This window comes from Paenibacillus sp. FSL K6-2859 (genome assembly GCF_038008265.1).
Classification (GTDB): Bacteria; Bacillota; Bacilli; order Paenibacillales; family Paenibacillaceae; genus Paenibacillus_AQ; species Paenibacillus_AQ nitricinens.
Genome location: NZ_JBBOYU010000001.1, coordinates 2955210 through 2972832 on the forward strand (window position 1 = coordinate 2955210; position 17623 = coordinate 2972832).

The 17623-nt window shown below is 43.0% G+C and carries 18 protein-coding genes; 12 read left to right on the forward strand and 6 right to left on the reverse strand.

The annotated features are described in order from the left end of the window. Nucleotides 1-84: 84 nt before the first annotated feature. On the reverse strand, nt 85-747 hold the full coding sequence (locus tag MHB64_RS12975; RefSeq protein WP_094877134.1) for an S-layer homology domain-containing protein: 663 nt from the start codon (nt 745-747) through the stop codon (nt 85-87). A 322-nt stretch (nt 748-1069) separates the two neighbouring features. Here MHB64_RS12975 and MHB64_RS12980 point away from each other — a divergent pair, with 322 nt between their 5' ends. Continuing rightward, the gene (locus MHB64_RS12980) at nt 1070-1543 is read left to right on the forward strand and encodes a Fur family transcriptional regulator (RefSeq protein ID WP_094868664.1); all 474 of its coding nucleotides are present in this window, start codon (nt 1070-1072) and stop codon (nt 1541-1543) included. 368 nt (nt 1544-1911) lie between these two features. Here the strand turns inward: MHB64_RS12980 and MHB64_RS12985 are convergent, their stop codons facing one another. After that, complete coding sequence (locus MHB64_RS12985) at nt 1912-2592, reverse strand: TIGR00266 family protein (protein ID WP_042187527.1); 681 nt, start codon at nt 2590-2592, stop codon at nt 1912-1914. A gap of 145 nt (nt 2593-2737) precedes the next feature. Between MHB64_RS12985 and MHB64_RS12990 the strand changes: the two genes are divergently transcribed. After that, nucleotides 2738-2944: a hypothetical protein gene (locus MHB64_RS12990; RefSeq protein ID WP_094868608.1), complete on the forward strand. Its 207-nt coding sequence runs from the start codon at nt 2738-2740 to the stop codon at nt 2942-2944. Nucleotides 2945-3005: 61 nt separating this feature from the next. After that, a complete protein-coding gene (locus MHB64_RS12995) occupies nt 3006-3737 on the forward strand; it encodes a class I SAM-dependent methyltransferase (protein ID WP_341134561.1) in 732 nt (243 codons plus the stop codon). Between the two features lie 109 nt (nt 3738-3846). Here MHB64_RS12995 and MHB64_RS13000 read toward each other — a convergent pair whose 3' ends face one another. Beyond that, a complete protein-coding gene (locus tag MHB64_RS13000) occupies nt 3847-4665 on the reverse strand; it encodes an AraC family transcriptional regulator (protein WP_094868610.1) in 819 nt (272 codons plus the stop codon). Nucleotides 4666-4985: 320 nt separating this feature from the next. On the opposite strand from MHB64_RS13000, the gene MHB64_RS13005 reads away from it, so the two are divergent. The 5 genes from MHB64_RS13005 to MHB64_RS13025 all read left to right on the forward strand — a co-directional run bounded on the left by MHB64_RS13005 (nt 4986) and on the right by MHB64_RS13025 (nt 9298). Beyond that, nucleotides 4986-5759: a sugar phosphate isomerase/epimerase family protein gene (locus MHB64_RS13005; RefSeq protein WP_094877137.1), complete on the forward strand. Its 774-nt coding sequence runs from the start codon at nt 4986-4988 to the stop codon at nt 5757-5759. Beyond that, nucleotides 5752-6849 carry a Gfo/Idh/MocA family protein gene (locus MHB64_RS13010; RefSeq protein ID WP_094868612.1) on the forward strand — a complete coding sequence of 366 codons (1098 nt, stop codon included), beginning with the start codon at nt 5752-5754 and terminating at the stop codon, nt 6847-6849. The genes MHB64_RS13005 and MHB64_RS13010 overlap by 8 nt, the downstream gene beginning before the upstream one ends. Before the next feature lie 22 nt (nt 6850-6871). Beyond that, nucleotides 6872-7948, forward strand: a complete 1077-nt coding sequence (locus MHB64_RS13015; protein ID WP_094868613.1) for a Gfo/Idh/MocA family protein — start codon at nt 6872-6874, stop codon at nt 7946-7948. 26 nt (nt 7949-7974) lie between these two features. Then, a complete protein-coding gene (locus MHB64_RS13020) occupies nt 7975-8943 on the forward strand; it encodes a sugar phosphate isomerase/epimerase family protein (RefSeq protein ID WP_341134562.1) in 969 nt (322 codons plus the stop codon). A 97-nt stretch (nt 8944-9040) separates the two neighbouring features. After that, nucleotides 9041-9298 carry a DUF2164 domain-containing protein gene (locus MHB64_RS13025; protein WP_280785963.1) on the forward strand — a complete coding sequence of 86 codons (258 nt, stop codon included), beginning with the start codon at nt 9041-9043 and terminating at the stop codon, nt 9296-9298. 23 nt (nt 9299-9321) lie between these two features. Here the strand turns inward: MHB64_RS13025 and fabV are convergent, their stop codons facing one another. Beyond that, nucleotides 9322-10512 carry an enoyl-ACP reductase FabV gene (fabV, locus tag MHB64_RS13030; protein ID WP_094868616.1) on the reverse strand — a complete coding sequence of 397 codons (1191 nt, stop codon included), beginning with the start codon at nt 10510-10512 and terminating at the stop codon, nt 9322-9324. Nucleotides 10513-10768: 256 nt separating this feature from the next. Here fabV and MHB64_RS13035 point away from each other — a divergent pair, with 256 nt between their 5' ends. The 3 genes from MHB64_RS13035 to MHB64_RS13045 all read left to right on the forward strand — a co-directional run bounded on the left by MHB64_RS13035 (nt 10769) and on the right by MHB64_RS13045 (nt 14834). Then, entirely contained in the window at nt 10769-11605 is an 837-nt protein-coding gene (locus tag MHB64_RS13035; protein WP_341134563.1) for a phosphotransferase family protein, read from the forward strand. 507 nt (nt 11606-12112) lie between these two features. After that, nucleotides 12113-13180, forward strand: coding sequence for an ABC transporter ATP-binding protein (locus MHB64_RS13040; protein ID WP_042187548.1), 1068 nt, complete (start codon nt 12113-12115; stop codon nt 13178-13180). Nucleotides 13181-13367: 187 nt separating this feature from the next. Next, nucleotides 13368-14834 carry a glycoside hydrolase family 43 protein gene (locus tag MHB64_RS13045; protein ID WP_341134564.1) on the forward strand — a complete coding sequence of 489 codons (1467 nt, stop codon included), beginning with the start codon at nt 13368-13370 and terminating at the stop codon, nt 14832-14834. An 88-nt stretch (nt 14835-14922) separates the two neighbouring features. Here MHB64_RS13045 and fabF read toward each other — a convergent pair whose 3' ends face one another. Continuing rightward, a complete protein-coding gene (gene fabF, locus MHB64_RS13050; RefSeq protein WP_094877144.1) occupies nt 14923-16161 on the reverse strand; it encodes a beta-ketoacyl-ACP synthase II in 1239 nt (412 codons plus the stop codon). Between the two features lie 124 nt (nt 16162-16285). Here fabF and MHB64_RS13055 point away from each other — a divergent pair, with 124 nt between their 5' ends. Next, complete coding sequence (locus MHB64_RS13055; RefSeq protein WP_341134565.1) at nt 16286-17152, forward strand: helix-turn-helix transcriptional regulator; 867 nt, start codon at nt 16286-16288, stop codon at nt 17150-17152. Nucleotides 17153-17215: 63 nt separating this feature from the next. On the opposite strand, the gene MHB64_RS13060 is transcribed toward MHB64_RS13055, so the two are convergent. Further along, nucleotides 17216-17503: a hypothetical protein gene (locus MHB64_RS13060; RefSeq protein WP_094877146.1), complete on the reverse strand. Its 288-nt coding sequence runs from the start codon at nt 17501-17503 to the stop codon at nt 17216-17218. Nucleotides 17504-17623 lie beyond the last annotated feature (120 nt).

The window sequence follows — 17623 nt, forward strand, 5'->3', positions numbered from 1 at the left end:
AAGTTGCAAAAAAGAGCAGTTCAGGAACATTCCTGGACTGCTTTTTCGTGTGTTCAATCAGATCAGTTGAATGCCGCTTATCGGTTAGGATTTCAGACCGGTCTTCAGGAATTCCAAAGCATTATAGAGCATAATCGCAGCTTCGGCGCGAGTGATTTCACTTTTCGGATTAAACTTCCCATTGGCGTCTAAACTATTGATCTTGTATTTAAGCGAACGTTGAATGCTGCCTTGGTAAGAAGGATTCAGCGCAGCATCGTCAGCGATATCTACGGGCACTATATTAATCATCGGCAGATTCCCAATGCCTTCGACCCCTTGCACTAGATAATTGGTGAACTCTTCTTTGGTTATTGTTTTGGTTGGATCAATATCCTTAGGAAGCTCGACATGATTATAATACGCATTGATAAAGGCTTCAGCGTACCAAGCTTTATCCTTGACTTTCGTGAACAAGCCACTAGCAACGGGAGCTTTGTTGAAATCAATAGCCGCAAGACTAAGCTGGAGACCACCCGAAATGAACTGGATCCCTTGTGCTGTTGTAACTTTGGAGCTGGGCAAGAATTGGGATTCACTAACCCCTTTGATCAAGCCTTGGTTTTTTAAAGAAATAATTTTTTCTTTGCCGTTTATATTGTCAATATCCTTAAAGGTGTTTCCGGCTGCAAATATTTGGCCACCCAAAGAGCAGGAGAGAATCGTAACGGTTGTAATCGCGGCTAATGTTCTTTTTTTCATATTCATGTTTATTTCACCTCGTTGTAAGGATAGGCCTCATGGCCGCTATCAACTCCTTTAACGCAGAAAAATATGGAAAGGTTGCGGTCAAACCTACAATATTTCACGAAAAAGTAGATTTTGGTAGAAAAATAGGCAGGAAAAGGTGAAAGAAACTTTGGATAAGAGAGCTAAAATGTTATAATGATGTCAGGCTCTATTCATTCGTGACTAATTTTGATATGATTATATCGTAACGATTACTATTTACGTTTTATATTTTGATGCATAAATGGGTGCGTCTCAGTGGATACGGATGTTAAATCATTCCGGGAAGGTAGGAAATCAAATGGATCAAATTTCAAATATCAGTCAGCTTTTTGCGGCGCAAAAATATAAATTAACGCCCCAGCGTGAGGCCATAGTGAACATATTGCTCGACAATGAGAAAGATCATCTCAGCGTAGAAGAAGTATATATGCTTGTTAAGCTCAGCTATCCGCATTTAGGGCTGGCAACGGTATACCGTACACTTGAGCTCTTATGCGAGCTTCACATTGTAGAAAAGATGAACTTCGGAGATGGAGTCGCTCGTTACGATCTGCGGGGGAATGATCATTCTCACATGCATCATCATTTGATATGCAGCGTGTGTGGCAGGTTGGAGGAAATTAAGGATGACTGGCTAGTGGAGCTGGAGAAAAGAGTGGAACGTGAATACGGCTTTAACGTCACGGATCACCGCCTTGATTTCAAAGGCACTTATGACACATGTAAACGAACAGGCTGTAAAAAAGAAAAAGCAAACAAAGCGGTTTCATAAGCCGCTTTCTAACTAAAAGGAGAAGCTGTCTCAGAAGTAGTGAATACTGCTTAGGGGGCAGCTTCTTTTTTGGAAAGTAATTAGGGAAAAACTCCGTCTAAAGTAGTGATAATTGGCCAATATGAATGGAAATGGGGAAATCCTCCCTATAAATCGGCGGAAAATCTATATTTCACAACAAATCAGTTGAATTATAGGGAGAGTTTCCCTAATTAGTATTCAAATGCGCAGAAATTTCTGAGTTATAGGGAGATATTCCTTAATTCGCACGCAAAGCAGCGCTTCTTAAAAACCGGAGAAGCGCTATGTTGCGTTTTAAACAGTTAAAAGAAAGAAATCCTGCTTTTTGGGAAAGCCTATGTCATTTTTTAGCTTCGAGTGGGTACGAAGGATTTAATCCACGTTCCGAAGCTCCCAGGGTTACGGCTCTGAACAAGGATTACACCTTCTCCGCGGAATCGGCAGACAAGCGCTTCACCACTGGTTAAACTGTTCAACCAACCCGAGGCTGCTTTTTCTACCTTATAGTCCATATAATCTGGCCAAGCGACGAGATGTCCATTGTCGATAATCATCTCTTCACCTGGTGCTAAATTAATGGCGTGGATCGCTCCGAAGGAGGACAGGAATACCGTTCCTCTGCCGCTGATTTCTACAATGAAGAAGCCTTCGCCAGAGAAAAGTCCGCGTGTTAAATTTTGCATTTTGGTATTTACTTGAATGCCTTCCGTTCCGGCTAAGAATCCGTCTTTTTGAACTAACAGCTTATAAGAACCATCTAATTCGATAGCTTGGATATCACCTAATGATCCTGGAGACAGTAGGACCTCACTTTGACCACGGATAGCTCTGAGTTCCTGGAAGAAGAATTTTTCACCGCTCAGCATTCTTCCCAGACCCCGCATCACGCCTCCATCAGCCGTTCCTTTTAACTCTACGTTAGGAGACATGGCAACCATTGCGCCCATCTCAGCTTTAACACTTTCGCCGGGGTCCAAATATACCTTCAACATTGCAAAAGCACCCTCGTACAAAACATCGTATTTCATCACTAATAACCTCCGAATCTATTTAGATAAGTTAGAAAACAAGCAGTGATCTCATTGTAACGGAATTCTGGCTGCGCTCATAGTCTGTTTTATGTTAAACTATAGCTGTCTGATAGTTCATCAATGAATAGGAGAGTGGTGCCACATGGCACGAACCAAGACTCAAAAAGCCTTGTTAAAGGCAGAGCGCTCAGGTATCTGGTGCGCAGCTCAAAGCCGAAGATCCAATAGGGATTATAGCGCCATTTCACAGCATGTACGGTTAATGCCGAGCAAGCAGCAGCAACTGAATAAGAATAAATATAAGGAGCGGATCTTCCAAGATGATGCTCCTTTTTGTTTGGCCATTTGAAATGAATATATCACTAAGAATATACTGATTGAATACATAAAGGATAGGAGATGTGTAACTAATGAAACAAAATAAATACGACGATACGAATTTCTTCTCAGCCTATAAACAAATGCCTCGTTCCATTGGCGGGCTTGAAGCATCTGGAGAATGGCATGTATTACAACCTCTGATCCCAGACTTACATAATAAAAGTGTTCTTGATTTAGGCTGCGGGTTTGGCTGGCATTGTTTATATGCACGCGAGCAGCAGGCAAGCTCAGTCGTTGGCGTAGATATCTCTGAAAAAATGCTTCAAGAAGCGCGTGGAAAAACAGATGATCCAGCTATTTCTTATATCCAGATGCCGATTGAGGATATTGAATTTGCGAGCGAACAATTTGATGTGGTCATTAGTTCATTGGCCATGCATTATGTAGCGTCCTTTGAAGCCATCTGTCGCAAGGTTCATGCTTACCTTAAGCCAGGCGGCAGTTTTATATTTTCAGTGGAGCATCCCATCTTTACTTCTCGAAATGAACAGGACTGGTATGTGGATGACCAAGGCAATCGTCTCCATTGGCCTGTAGATCATTATCAGTCTGAGGGATTGCGTGAAACGACATTCTTAACAGAAAATGTGATTAAATATCATCGCACAATCTCAACCTATTTCAATGACTTGATTGGAGCCGGGTTTGCTATCAAAGCAGTTAAAGAGCCTAAGCCTTCTGATGAGATGAGCAATGATCCGTGGATGAAGGACGAGGATCGCAGACCGATGTTCCTGATTATTTCAGCTCAAAAAGAATAATTATCTCATTAACATGCCTATTCTTTGAATATAGAAGCAAGGGCTATCCTAGTAGGAGTTTATCTACTTCAGGGATAGCCCTATTTTCATTGATTCGCCTTATCTCTTGTTATACTTGAGTTCTGCTGTGTACACGGTATTGTCTAGGGGACATGCCGAAACGACTTCGGAATACACGGTGAAAATAAGTATAGTTTGCGAAACCGCAGGTTTCTGCTACTTGCTCCAGCGGCATTGGACTGAAGGTGATTCGTTCTCTTGCCATCTCTAGCCGGACATCATTTACATATTTGATAATACTGGTCCCAAAGGCCTCCTTAAATAAATGAACGGCACGGGAGACGGAAATATCTACATTTGCGGCAACATCCTCCAACAGAAAAGGTAAGGTTGCATGCTCCTCAACATATTGCTTCATTCGGTAAGCTAGATAGCCTTTAGGCGTAATCGCTGGCTGATCTGTAATGAGTCTGTCGATTTCCATACACAGGATTTGCAAATAACAGGCAGATATCGCTGGTGAGAAATCGGAAAGACGTCTGTGCTCAAGAATCAGCTGACGAAATAAGCCGAGGAAATTCTCACTCAGTGGCACACTTAAGAGTGAGGGTCTCTGAGCACGTTCCCACCATTCAACAATCCAAGTGCCTTCACAAAAAATATGATAATCTCCGCTTTCAATCCGCGGCTTACCTACAGGATACTCTTCCTTATCAATAATTAAATAGTAAGGATCATTAGGAGCAAACAGCATGATATCGCCGCTCTCCACTGGTGTCATCACACCGTCGATCATTGCTCGGCTTCGGCCCTCTGTTTGCAGACGAATTAAATAGTTCTGATTTCCATGGCTATGTGACATATGGAAAGGTTTGCGGTGAAAGGAAAATCCAGCGGATAAAACGTGACAGGTAGTAGATTGATTCATATGTCCTCCTTGATGACTAGAAATGATAATCAGATTGTTCATGTTTTAATCATATTATTCATTTTATTATATACGCTTTCATATTACTATGTACCTAAGCAATAAAGAAAGAAATCGACCATCCACGCTATACGGAGTCGATATTAGCTATGCAAACAAGAATGGCAGTTGAAGGAAACTAATGGGAATCAGATTAGTCAATTCTACAACAGCATTATTGTTCAAGTGATTGCTGCTGTTGATCTCTTTGGGGACGAGCAGCAGAAAGAAGTTTAAATGAATTAGTAAGCTAACCCTAAACCCATTGGAGTGATTAGAAAATGCTGAAGATAGGTCTGCAATTGTACACGCTTAGAGAAGAACTGGAACAGGATTTTGAAGGGACACTGCGTAAGGTAGCAGCCCTTGGATATAAAGGCGTAGAGTTTTTCCACTATTTCGGCCGCACCGCAGCAGAAGTTAAACAATTGCTAAATGAGCTTGGACTGGTCGCGCTCGGCGCACATCGTCCATATGACGCATTGTTGAATGATACAGAAGCAGAAATCTCTTACAATCTTGAGATTGGAAATCCAAATTTGATTGTTCCTTATTTGTCAGAAGAACAACGCAACTATGAAGAGGTTGCCGCGAATTTGAAGGTTATTGGAGAAAAGTGCAAAGCGGGCGGAGCAGTACTTCTGTATCACAATCATGATTTCGAGTTAACAGATAAATATGGTGATAGTGACCGTACTGCTTTTGATGGATTGTTTGAAGAGGTGCCGGCTGACCTGTTGCAAGTGGAAATGGATACTTGCTGGGTACATCATGCAGGCTATGATCCAGTTGAATATATCAATAAATACGCAGGTCGACTGCCGATCATCCATCTGAAGGATTTGAAGAAAAATGAAGACGGCTCTCCAGAAACTGTAGTACTAGGTGAAGGTGAAGTGAACCTTACTGCAATTTTAAATGCAGCTGTACAGGCGAATGTGGAGTGGGCGGTAGTAGAGCAGGATTTCTGCAGTCGTTCACCATTAGAAAGTGTAGAAGATAGTTTGAAATGGGTAAAAGCATACGCAAATCAAGGAGGAAAAGTTAATGTCTAATAAGTTGAAAATTGCTATTGTAGGTTGCGGTGGTATCGCAAATGGAAAACATATGCCAAGTTTGTCACGTCAGAAGGATGCTGAAATGGTAGCTTTCTGCGATATCGTTGAAGAACGTGCACAGAAAGCCGCTCAGACTTATGGCGCTGAAGGCGCTGCTGTTTATACAGATTACACTGAGCTTTTGAAAGCTGGCGGATTTGATATTGTTCATGTATGTACACCAAATGACAGTCACTCCGTGATTACTATCGCTGCATTGGAAGCAGGTAACCATGTAATGTGCGAGAAACCAATGGCTAAAACCACTGCCCAAGCACAAGAAATGTTGGATGCTGCGAAGCGTACGGGGATGAAGTTGTCTGTCGCTTACCAGAACCGTTATCGTTCGGATAGTGAATACCTTAAAGCACTCTGCGAAAACGGCGAACTAGGTGAAATCTATTATGCAAAAGCAATTGCCCTTCGTCGTCGTGCGGTTCCTACTTGGGGGGTGTTCCTGGATGAAGAAAAGCAAGGCGGCGGCCCACTGATCGATATCGGTACGCATGCACTTGATCTTACTTTATGGATGATGGATAATTATAAACCACGCAGTGTTATGGGCTCGTCTTTCCATAAACTGAGTAACCGAAAGAACGCTGGAAATGCCTTTGGTCCTTGGGATCCTGAGCAATTTAAGGTAGAAGATTCAGCTTTTGGATTTATTACCATGGAAAATGGTGCTACAATTGTACTTGAATCTAGCTGGGCACTAAATGTATCTGAGTATCGAGAAGCTCAGACGCTTCTTGCAGGTACAGAAGGTGGTGCAGATATGAAGGATGGTCTGCGCCTAAACGGTGACCGTGGTGGACGTCTGTATGAGACCAAAGTAGACTTGTCTGCTGGTGGAGTAGCGTTCTTTGATGGAGGACAGGAAAATGAATCTGATCGTGAAGCTCGCTTGTGGCTTGAGGCGGTTAGAGAAGACAAGGAACCTGTAGTTAAACCTGAGCAGGCCCTCGTTGTTACTCAAATCTTGGAAGCTATTTATGAATCTTCACGTACAGGTCGCGCTGTGTATTTTGACGGCACATCAGATAATTAATAGGGAAGTAGGAGTGGAAGTCATGAGCTCAAAGATACATTCCGTAGTCATCGTTGGCTTTGGTGGAATGGGAAGTTATCACGCGAAATTAATTAAGGAGACTAACTCCCTTGAAGTGGTAGGGACATACGACTTGCTTGAAGCACGTCGTGCGGACTCCATCAATGCTGGTTACAAGGTATATGAAAGTTATGAAGAAGTATTAGCAGATCCTGCAGTTGAGATTGTTCTTATTGCGACACCAAACGATGTACACAAAGTAATCGCTGTACGTGCGCTACAAGCTGGCAAACATGTTATTTGTGAGAAGCCGGTCGCTATGTCGAAGGTAGAGCTTCAAGAAATGCTGGCTGCTGCAGATGCAGCAGGACGTGTGTTCATGGTACATCAGAACAGACGGTGGGATGAGGATTTCTTAACGATCAAAAAAATGTATGATCAAGAGACCATTGGTTCATTGTTCCAGCTTGAATCTCGCGTACACGGAGCGAATGGTATTCCAGGAGACTGGCGCCATGTCAAGGCACAAGGTGGAGGAATGCTGCTGGATTGGGGCGTTCATTTATTAGATCAGCTCTTATTTATGATCGATAGCAAAGTCATCAGTGTGAGCAGCAGTCTGAGCTTTATTCTAGGCAATGATGTAGATGATGGCTTTGAAGCCATCCTGCAATTTGAGAATGGAATAAAAGCTATCGTTGAGGTTGGGACAACTAACTTTATTACGCTGCCTAGATGGTATGTGAAGGGTATTGAAGGAACGGGTATTATCGAAGATTGGTCTTTAACTGGACGTTTAGTAACCAGAAACAATGAAGGCGAAAAGATCGAGCCTAAGCCTATCCGTGCAGGTGTCGGATTAACTAAAACGATGGCGCCTCCTTCGGAAGGGGCTACGATTACAGAAGCTTTACCTCAACCTGCGGAGCTAGGTTCTAGCTTCTATGACAATTTCGCAGCCGTAATTGAGGGGACAGCTGAACCCATTGTTAAGAATGCTGAAGTCATGCGTGTTCAGAATTTGATTGAGGCTATTTTTGAATCTGCTGAGAAGAATCAAGTGCTCAAAGACTTCGATATGTATGGTGAAGGTAAGTAAACTATTTGCAAAAGAGGTGACTTACAATGAAACTTGGAGTATTTATGGTCTTGTTTGGGGGTCGCAAGCTGGAGGATGCTCTTGATTATGTAGCGTCCAAAGGACTAAAGGCGGTAGAGATTGGTACAGGAGGCAATCCTGGTAACAGTCATTGTGATCCTAAGATGCTTCTCGAGAATGAGACAGCATTGAGAGAATTCAAACATGCTGTGGAATCCCGTGGATTAACGATCAGTGCACTGAGCTGTCACGGAAATCCCCTACACCCACAAAAAGAGCTTGCCCAGAAGGATCATGAGGACTTTGTGAACTCGGTCAAATTGGCGCAGAAGCTAGGTGTTCCAGTCGTTAATACGTTTTCTGGTTGTCCAGGTGATCATGAGGGTGCCAAGTATCCGAACTGGCCGGTAGCTCCATGGCCAAATGATTATCAAGAAATTCTGGATTGGCAATGGGAGAATAAAGTGATCCCTTACTGGACTGAATGGGGAGCCTTTGCCGCAGAGCATGATGTGAAGGTTGGTCTTGAGCTCCACGGCGGATTCTCTGTTCACACACCGGGTACTTTACTGCGTTTGAGAGAAGCTGCGGGTGAGGTAATCGGAGCAAACCTTGATCCGAGCCATATGTGGTGGCAAGGAATTGATCCGGTGCAGGCGATTCATATATTGGGACGCCAAGGCGCAATCCATCATTTCCACGCCAAAGATACAGTTATTGATCCAGTCAATGTTAATATGCATGGCTTAACAGATATGCAATCCTATACCAAAATGCTTGACCGTGCATGGCAGTTCCGTTCGGTTGGTTTTGGACATGATCTTAAGACTTGGGCTGATATTATGAGCGCTCTTCGTTTGGTAGGATACGATTATGTGGTCAGTATTGAGCATGAAGATGGATTGATGTCTGTGGAAGAAGGCTTCTCCAAAGCGGTAAGTAATCTTCAACAAGTATTAATTGAGGAGCCACTAGCAGAAATGTGGTGGGTTTAGATTAAGGGCATAGAATATAAAAAATGACGTGCGTAAGCACGTCATTTTTCCTGTATTAATAATCCGAAATTTAACCCATACAAATTGGAGGACGATCATGCAGCCGATAAAAATACAGAGAGAACACAAACTACAAGTTACATCCAGTATTCAGGATTATTTTGAAACGGAGCTATCTAGCGAAATTGGCCAATTAGCAAGTGAGAATCTTCTTGATTTTATGCTCAAAGAACTCTCACCTCATATTTATAATCAGGCACTGGCAGATGCCCGTAAAGTGATTGAGCAAAAGATGATTTCCATTGAAGAAGAATTGTATGCACTTGAGCAACCACTAACCTCTGCTAGAAAATAGTTACCAACATAATGTATTGTTGTTTACCGCTGATTGATAAGCGCTACGTCTGGATCAGTCTCAGCTTCATAATCTACACCCTCGGTCTCAAATCCAAATAACTGGAAGAACTCTTGTTTGTAGCTTTCTAGATCTGTCAATTCGTAGATATTGTTTGTCGTGAGTTCTTCCCAGATTTGAGCCACTTGATTCTGTACATCCGGGGACATCTCCCAGTCATCGATTCGGATACGCCCTTCTTCATCCACAGGAGTCCCTTCCATCGCATAAAGACGTTCTGCAAACAACCGATAGGTTTGTTCAATACAACCTTCATGAAGTTCTTTCTCTTTCATGACTTTGTATAGCGCAGAAGTGTATAGGGGGACGACAGGAATTGCTGAGCTAGACTGTGTGACCAGTCCTTTCGTAACTGCTACATAGGCCCGACCGTTTATACTTGATAGTTGAGTGTTAAGAGTGTGTGCTGTTAATTCTAGATGATCTTTTGCACGTCCAATCGTTCCCTTCCGATATACAGACTGGGTGATCTCCGGCCCGATATATGAGAATGCGATGGTGGTAGCATGATCGGCCAAAGCTCCGGCTTGATGAAGTGCTTCCATCCAAAGCTGCCAATCGTCACCACCCATCACTCGAATAGTATCATTGATTTCTTTGTCTGTAGCGGGCTCAATAGAAATTTGACTGACTTCACCCGTATGAAAGTTTACGGTTTTATTCGTGTAGGTATCGCCTATAGGTTTAATTACGGAGTTATAAACTTCACCCGTCACAGGATCTGTTCGACGGGCAGAAGCAACGCTGTAGATGACTAGATCAACTTGTCCCAATTCACTGCGAATCAGCTGTATAGTTCTATCCTTAGTTTCTTTGGAGAAGGCATCACCGGTTACGCTGTAGGATTGAAGTCCAGCTTTCTCTGCAAGTTCCTCAAAGGCTGCTGAATTGTACCACCCAGCAGAGGCTGTACGGGCTCCGTTGCTGCTGCTCTGGCGGTAGACGCCTACTGTACTGGCTCCAGCCCCAAAGGCGGCTGTAATCCGTGAGGCGAGGCCATATCCTGTTGAGGCGCCAATGACAAGCACCTTGCGTGGTCCTTTGATTTCGGGTTGTGTCTGGATATATTCGATTTGCCGCTCTACTTGACGAGCGCAACCTTGCGGATGTGCGGTAGTACAAATAAAGCCGCGTGTTCTAGGTTTAATAATCATGTTAATCGTTTCCTCTCTTTCATGAAAAGCGGGCTAATGAGACTCGTTTGTTCTAATTTTAACAATTTTCAATCAAATGGAGAAGGGTTGTTTATTATTTGATACTTATTTCATTATGGTGGTGAGATCTTGGAGAGCTTTACTAAAACAAAATTAACGACAGAGCAACAGAGTGATTTGGTAGGTGCTACTTTTGGAAGTCATGTGAGCATTCAGCGAAGTACTGAACTGACAGGGGGCTACTTTAACGCAGCATATGACCTTTTATTATCAGATGGAAGAGACATGCTATCTTAAGATAGCACCGTCAGCTGAAGCAGACACCCTTAGTTACGAGCATGATATTATGTCTGTAGAGGTTGCGGCGATGCGACTGATGAAGTCAAATGGGACAGTACCTGTGCCACGGGTATACGCTTATGATAACAGTAAAGAAATGATTTCAAGTGAGTTTTTTTTCATGGAGAAAATAGTTGGCCAGCCTTATAATGAAATTAAGGAAGAGCTAAGTTCGCAGCAGAGAATGAGTATTGAGGAAGAGTTAGGTCGTTATTCCCGTTTAATTAATGAAATTCCTGGTGAGCGTTTCGGATTATTTAGTGCGTCCACACCCGTAAAAGGAACTTCATGGCGGGAAACTTTTAAGCATTTGATAATGAACCTGCTTGAAGATGCACGTCGTTTAAAGGTAGAAATGCCCATTCCGTTAGAATCTGTTGAGGCAGAGATCAAAATTCGCTTACATGTTATGGACGCAGTCGTTAAGCCTCGTCTAATACATTGGGATTTATGGGATGGCAATGTGTTTGTGCGAGAGGGGCGCATTGTTGCATTGATTGATTGGGAACGGGCACTTTGGGGCGATCCCCTTATGGAATATTATTTTCGCTATATTGAGAATTCAGAGCATTTCTGCAGAGGTTACGGAGATAGCTTCGACAGTCCAAATGAATGTGCCCGTAAAAAACTCTACGACTTATATATCGACTTAATTTACTTCATCGAGTGTTATTCGCGTAAGTACGATAGCCAGGGCCACCTGAAGTGGGCGCATGATAATCTGCTTGAGGGCTGGAAGCGGTTCATGAATTAACATATTTTTGACACAACTACAATATGAAAGATAGGGAGGCTGAGCAACAGTAGGGGAGAATTCTTATATTTGAACGGCTGAGTGTACATATGGATACTGTAAGTTTGCTATAGCCGCTGTCGATACTACGTTTGTTTCATGATCATTTATGCATAATAAGCATTACTTACTGATCACATAACCATGTAACTTTTGCTTTGGTTGTATTATTCGTGTATATTTTGATAGTGGGCTTTAGAATCATGGCAGTATTCCTTCCATACCATTTATTATATTTAGCAGTACCTAGTAGTTCTTCCTTATTCTCTGATTTGCGTATTTTAAAGTGGAACTATCACACCTATTGAGCACGCAATAATTAGATCTAGTACTAAAGTGTGAGGTTCGCCGTATTTTTTTCAGAAAAATCTTGACTAGAACCCTTAAAACTAGATAAAATAATACTTATTGCTTACAACATGCTGAGAATCATTATCATAATTGACGAGGAAATGAGAGGGTGACAAGATGGAGCGCCTTTTAGAGGTAAAAGACTTAGCGATATCATTCAAAACACATGGCGGAGAGGTACAAGCGATCCGTGGTGTTAGCTTCCATGTAGATAAAGGTGAAACTCTAGCGATTGTTGGGGAGTCAGGTTCCGGTAAAAGTGTAACCTCACAAGCGGTTATGAAGCTAGTTCCTACACCACCAGGAGAATATAAACGCGGACAGATTCTGTTCGATGGACAAGATTTGATTGGCAAGACAGAGAAGCAGATGCAGAAAATCCGCGGTAAAGAGATCGGTATGATCTTCCAAGATCCGATGACCTCTCTGAACCCAATGATGAAGGTCGGCAGACAAATTACTGAAGTGCTGCTTAAACATGAGAACATCTCCAAGGCTGATGCGAATAAACGTGGGATTGAGCTTCTCAATCTTGTAGGTATTCCTTCTCCAGAACGTCGCTTCAATCAATATCCACATGAATTCAGTGGTGGTATGCGTCAACGTGTTGTTATTGCAATGGCACTTGCTGCGAACCCTAAACTTCTGATTGCGGATGAGCCGACTACTGCGCTCGACGTAACCATCCAAGCACAAATCCTTGATTTGATGAAGGAATTGCAGAAGAAGATTGATACGGCTATTATTTTTATCACCCATGATCTCGGGGTTGTAGCAAGAATGGCAGATCGTGTAGCTGTAATGTATGCCGGACAAATTGTTGAAATGGGAACAGCGGAAGAGATCTTCTACGATCCAAGACACCCATATACTTGGGGCTTGTTAGCTTCCATGCCAAGTCTAGAGAGCAAAGGTTCTTTGCTAACAGCAATTCCTGGTACGCCTCCAGATTTGATCAAACCGCCTAAGGGCGATGCTTTTGCACTACGTAGCACTTACGCTATGCAAATCGATATGGAGAAAGAGCCTCCAATGTATAAGGTTTCGGATACCCATATGGTGAAGTCTTGGCTAATGCATCCGATGGCTCCTAAGGTGGAACCGCCGGCAGTTGTTAAGAATAGACAACGTGTGCTTAAGAACGCTTATCCAGAGCCGGTTTTGGTACAAGAAGGCGCTAATTAAACAGATTATTCTTCGAAAAATATAAAAGGAAACGTCAGGCCATTTCGATGGCTTGGCGTTTTTTTTGTGCATGAATGTTCACTATTATTTAAATAAACATGAATTAATACGAACTTAATTAAATAAAAGGATTGACTATTGTTCGTTTTCGTTTCAAAATGAAAAGGCATACATAGGGGGTATAACGATGAGAAAAGCAATTATAACTACAATGATCAGTGTTTCATTATTAGCAGTAACCGCGTGCAATGACAAATCAGCCAGTTCCATCGACACAAATAACGCAGCTGACTCTGCGCAGCCAATCTTCAAAAATGTATCTGTACATGATCCGTCGATTATTATGGCAGATAATAAATACTATGTATTCGGTTCTCATTTAGCATCTGCTAAATCAAATGATCTGATGTCTTGGACTCAGCTGTCCTCTGGGGTGGTAGAAGGAAACGTACTCATTCCTAATGTCAAAGAGGAGTTTGCGGAAGCATTAAAATGGGCACAGACGGATACCTTATGGGCACCCGATGTTATCCAATTGGCGGATGGCAAATACTATATGTATTATAATGCTTGTAAAGGGGATTCCCCGTTGTCTGCACTCGGCATAGCTGTGTCGGACAATATTGAGGGACCTTATAAGAATAAGGGCGTCATACTGAAGTCAGGTATGATGGGTAAGGGTGATGATGGAAAAATATATGATGCCACTCAAAAGCCGAATGTAGTTGATCCGGACGTGTTCTTTGATAAAGAAGGGAAGCTGTGGATGGTCTATGGCTCGTACTCCGGTGGTATTTTTATTATGGAACTAGATGCTAATACAGGCTTCCCGCTACCAGATCAAGGTTATGGCAAAAAGCTCCTGGGTGCGAATCATGCTCGGATAGAAGCTCCATATATGCTATACAGTCCGGAAACGGATTACTACTATCTGTTCCTATCCTACGGTGGTCTGGCTGCAGACGGTGGATATAACATCCGTGTAGCTCGTTCAAAGGCGCCCGATGGACCCTTCGAAGATTCTGAGGGTCAGGATATGATTAATGCACAAGGATCTCCTACGGTATTGTTCGATGATCCAGCATATGCTCCTTACGGAGTGAAGCTAATGGGGAATTTCGAATTCCTAAATACGGATGACGAGCTGCCAGTGAGTGGAGAAGGATATGTATCACCAGGTCATAACTCAGCGTTTTATGATGAAGAGAATGGCAAGTATTATCTGATCTTTCATACACGCTTCCCGAATCGTGGAGAAAAGCATGAGGTAAGAGTTCATCAGATGTTTATGAACAGTGAGGGCTGGCCGGTGGTAGCCCCGCACCGCTATGGCGGAGAGAGCATAGAGAAATACACGAAAGAGCAAATTTCAGGCGAATATAAATATGTAAACCATAACAAAGACATTACGGCTGATATCGTGCAGTCGGAGCGGATCGAATTAACTAAAAGCGGTAAGATCAAAGGAGCGGTAAAGGGGAAATGGAAGCTTATCGATGATCATACTGCGGAGCTTACCATTGACGGTTCTACTTATAATGGGGTATTCCTGAAAGTGTGGAATGAAGCAACAGCTAGTAACGTTATGACGTTTACTGCGGTTTCCAAGGAAGGTATCTCTATCTGGGGGAGCCATGTATCAACGATGGAATAATAGATTTTTTTTGAAATTGGCAGTAGAAACGGGGTTCCACTTAGTCCTGAGAATGACTAATCTGGAACCCCGTTTTATGGATGAGTGGTCAATCTTCAAACTTTCGAATCACAATGACAGCATTATGCCCGCCGAAACCAAAGGAGTTAGACATACCTATAGTAAGATCAGATTTTCGCGCAATGTTCGGGACATAATCCAGATCACAGATGGAATCTTTGACCTCCTGATTAAGGGTAGGCGGGATGATTCCTTCTTGAATGCTCTTAATTAGGGCAATGGCTTCTAGGCCACCGGCCGCCCCTAAGGCGTGTCCAGTCATGGACTTATTAGCGGTTACGGGAATCTGGTAGGCCTGATCACCGAATAACTTCTTTATCGCAAGGGTCTCGGAGCGGTCACCTACAACTGTACTTGTGGCATGAGCACTAATTACATCTACCTCTTCGGGCTGGAGATTAGCTTCATTCAGGGCCAGCTTCATCGCTTGATAAGCGCCAATTCCTTCTGGATGGGTGGCGACCATATGATAGGCATCAGAGCTGGCACCATAACCGATAACCTCTCCGTGAATCTTGGCGTTTCTACGCTGCGCATGAGAAAGTGACTCCAGAATAACTATTCCGCCACCTTCACCGATAACAAATCCGTCACGTTCCCCGTCAAAAGGCCGACTCGCCTTAATCGGCTCCTCATTTCGAGTGGATAAGGAGGTGGCATTGCCGAAACTGGCTAAAGAGATTTCGGTAATGGCTGCTTCTGATCCACCAGCAATTACGATGTCGGCACCTCCATAACGGATCAACCGGAAGGCTTCGCCGATTGCCGTATTTCCAATAGAGCAGGCAGTTACTGGAGACATTGTAGGACCCAAGGCTCCTAATTTAATGCTGATCATCGCCGCAGCCATATTGGAGATCATCATGGGAATTAAAGTAGGGCTGACCCGATCTGGTCCACGCCCCTTTAGGACACTCCCTTGCTCCATCAAGGTCTGAATTCCACCAACACCGGATCCTACATAAACTCCGAGACGTTCCTTGTCAATCTTATCTAGCTGTAGACCGGAATGTGTCCAGGCATCTTCAGCGGCTGCGAGGGCGAACTGACTAAATCTATCCATTCTGCGTGCTTCTTTACGGCCAAATCTGGCCTCCGCATCGAAATCATGCACGATTCCCGCAATCTTTGTCTTAAAGTTAGAGGTATCAAATGAAGTGATTGGGGAAATACCCGACTCACCAGAAACTAGACGATCCCAAAATTTCTCTATTGTATTTCCAAGGGGTGAGATTAGACCCATACCTGTAATAACTACGCGTTCCATAGTGAACCTCCTCAAGAAGTGTATATAGGTATTTTTCCACTTATTTTATCCTATTACAAGTTAGCGTTTATCCTAGTATAATTTGTACTATACTAAAGAATGTAACAGAGAGGAGAGGAAGCGTATGGCTAATCAGACGAGATTGCAGGCATTATCAGATTTCTTAAAAGCACGCCGTGCTGCGATCTCACCCGGCTCTGTTGGACTGCCAGAAGGCACTCGCAGGAGAACACCTGGACTTCGCAGGGAAGAAGTTGCACAGCTAGCAGGGGTAAGCAGCACCTGGTATACGTGGCTAGAACAGGGCAGGGATATTAAAGTATCTTCGTCTGTTCTGGACTGTATTGCAACTGCCTTAAAGTTAACTAGTGATGAGCGGAAGTATCTTTTTGCACTAGCACTAGAGACTGGAACAGGGAATGCTCTATTTCAGCAAGAGAAATCCTCCATAATTAGTCCTTCTTTGCAGAAAATTTTACAGGAGCTTAAGACTTGTCCTACGATTATTTCAGACCGACGTTGTGGGATTGTAGGTTGGAATGAGGCTGCAGCACATGTGTTTCTAGATTTCTCCAAACTGCCCATCGAGGAGAGAAATATGATTCGTTTGCTATTTGTTCGCAAGGAATTCAGACGTTTAGCCGTAAATTGGGAACAATTCGTAAGTGGATATCTATCCATCTTTAGAGCGTATTACGGACAATATGTAGAGGATCGTTGGTACGATGAATTTATTGAGGAATTAAAGGGACTGCATCCAGCGTTTAATGAAATATGGGAACAAAGTCGTGTTAGCTCTGCTCCAGATGTGCTATTGGAATTCAGACATGCCAAAGCAGGGAAAATGTTATTTCATTTAACCTCACTACAGGTTCAAGGCAGCACAGATTTACGTTGTAGTATTTATACGCCTGCCGCGGATTCAAATACTGAAATCAAACTGAAGCAGCTTATGGAGCAGCATAAAGATGACTTAGGTAGAAGTTCATAGAAAAGCATCTCTAGCTGAACTATCAGCTAGAGATGCATTAGAGAGCATTATGAAATGAATCTATTAGAAATCTGATGTTGAGATTTCAATAAATCCAAATGTAGTACCTGCAGCAGTGCTTAAGAGTGCTGCAACCAACAGTGCATGAACTTGCAGTGTAAGGCTATTAAATGCTGGAATCGTGTAAGTGATAACTGGAGCATTCACGCGAGTTAGCACTAGCTCTACAGGGAAGCCCGAGTTATTATTTACTGTAACTGCGGCATTAATCCCACCTGCCAGATTTTCGTAATAAGATTTGCCAACGATAGGTACTAAATTAAAAAATTGTTGCGGTAATACGATGGCCATAGTAACGACCTCCTTTTCTTTTGATAGGATATACTATGCGATAAATCTATTGATGGGAGAGCGAATGACACGGGGAATTAGCACTTTTTGATAGGGGACAAGGAGATTGATTTCACGGAC

Coding starts and splice junctions, on each gene's coding strand:
- fabF (WP_094877144.1), bottom strand. CDS start 16,161: ATGGAACGCGTAGTTATTACAGGTATGGGTCTAATCTCACCCCTTGGA.
- MHB64_RS12985 (WP_042187527.1), bottom strand. CDS start 2,592: ATGAAATACGATGTTTTGTACGAGGGTGCTTTTGCAATGTTGAAGGTA.
- MHB64_RS12990 (WP_094868608.1), top strand. CDS start 2,738: ATGGCACGAACCAAGACTCAAAAAGCCTTGTTAAAGGCAGAGCGCTCA.
- MHB64_RS13045 (WP_341134564.1), top strand. CDS start 13,368: ATGAGAAAAGCAATTATAACTACAATGATCAGTGTTTCATTATTAGCA.
- MHB64_RS13000 (WP_094868610.1), bottom strand. CDS start 4,665: ATGAATCAATCTACTACCTGTCACGTTTTATCCGCTGGATTTTCCTTT.
- MHB64_RS13055 (WP_341134565.1), top strand. CDS start 16,286: ATGGCTAATCAGACGAGATTGCAGGCATTATCAGATTTCTTAAAAGCA.
- MHB64_RS13040 (WP_042187548.1), top strand. CDS start 12,113: ATGGAGCGCCTTTTAGAGGTAAAAGACTTAGCGATATCATTCAAAACA.
- fabV (WP_094868616.1), bottom strand. CDS start 10,512: ATGATTATTAAACCTAGAACACGCGGCTTTATTTGTACTACCGCACAT.
- MHB64_RS13015 (WP_094868613.1), top strand. CDS start 6,872: ATGAGCTCAAAGATACATTCCGTAGTCATCGTTGGCTTTGGTGGAATG.
- MHB64_RS13020 (WP_341134562.1), top strand. CDS start 7,975: ATGAAACTTGGAGTATTTATGGTCTTGTTTGGGGGTCGCAAGCTGGAG.
- MHB64_RS12980 (WP_094868664.1), top strand. CDS start 1,070: ATGGATCAAATTTCAAATATCAGTCAGCTTTTTGCGGCGCAAAAATAT.
- MHB64_RS13025 (WP_280785963.1), top strand. CDS start 9,041: ATGCAGCCGATAAAAATACAGAGAGAACACAAACTACAAGTTACATCC.
- MHB64_RS13035 (WP_341134563.1), top strand. CDS start 10,769: ATGACCTTTTATTATCAGATGGAAGAGACATGCTATCTTAAGATAGCA.
- MHB64_RS13060 (WP_094877146.1), bottom strand. CDS start 17,503: ATGGCCATCGTATTACCGCAACAATTTTTTAATTTAGTACCTATCGTT.
- MHB64_RS12995 (WP_341134561.1), top strand. CDS start 3,006: ATGAAACAAAATAAATACGACGATACGAATTTCTTCTCAGCCTATAAA.
- MHB64_RS13010 (WP_094868612.1), top strand. CDS start 5,752: ATGTCTAATAAGTTGAAAATTGCTATTGTAGGTTGCGGTGGTATCGCA.
- MHB64_RS13005 (WP_094877137.1), top strand. CDS start 4,986: ATGCTGAAGATAGGTCTGCAATTGTACACGCTTAGAGAAGAACTGGAA.
- MHB64_RS12975 (WP_094877134.1), bottom strand. CDS start 747: ATGAATATGAAAAAAAGAACATTAGCCGCGATTACAACCGTTACGATT.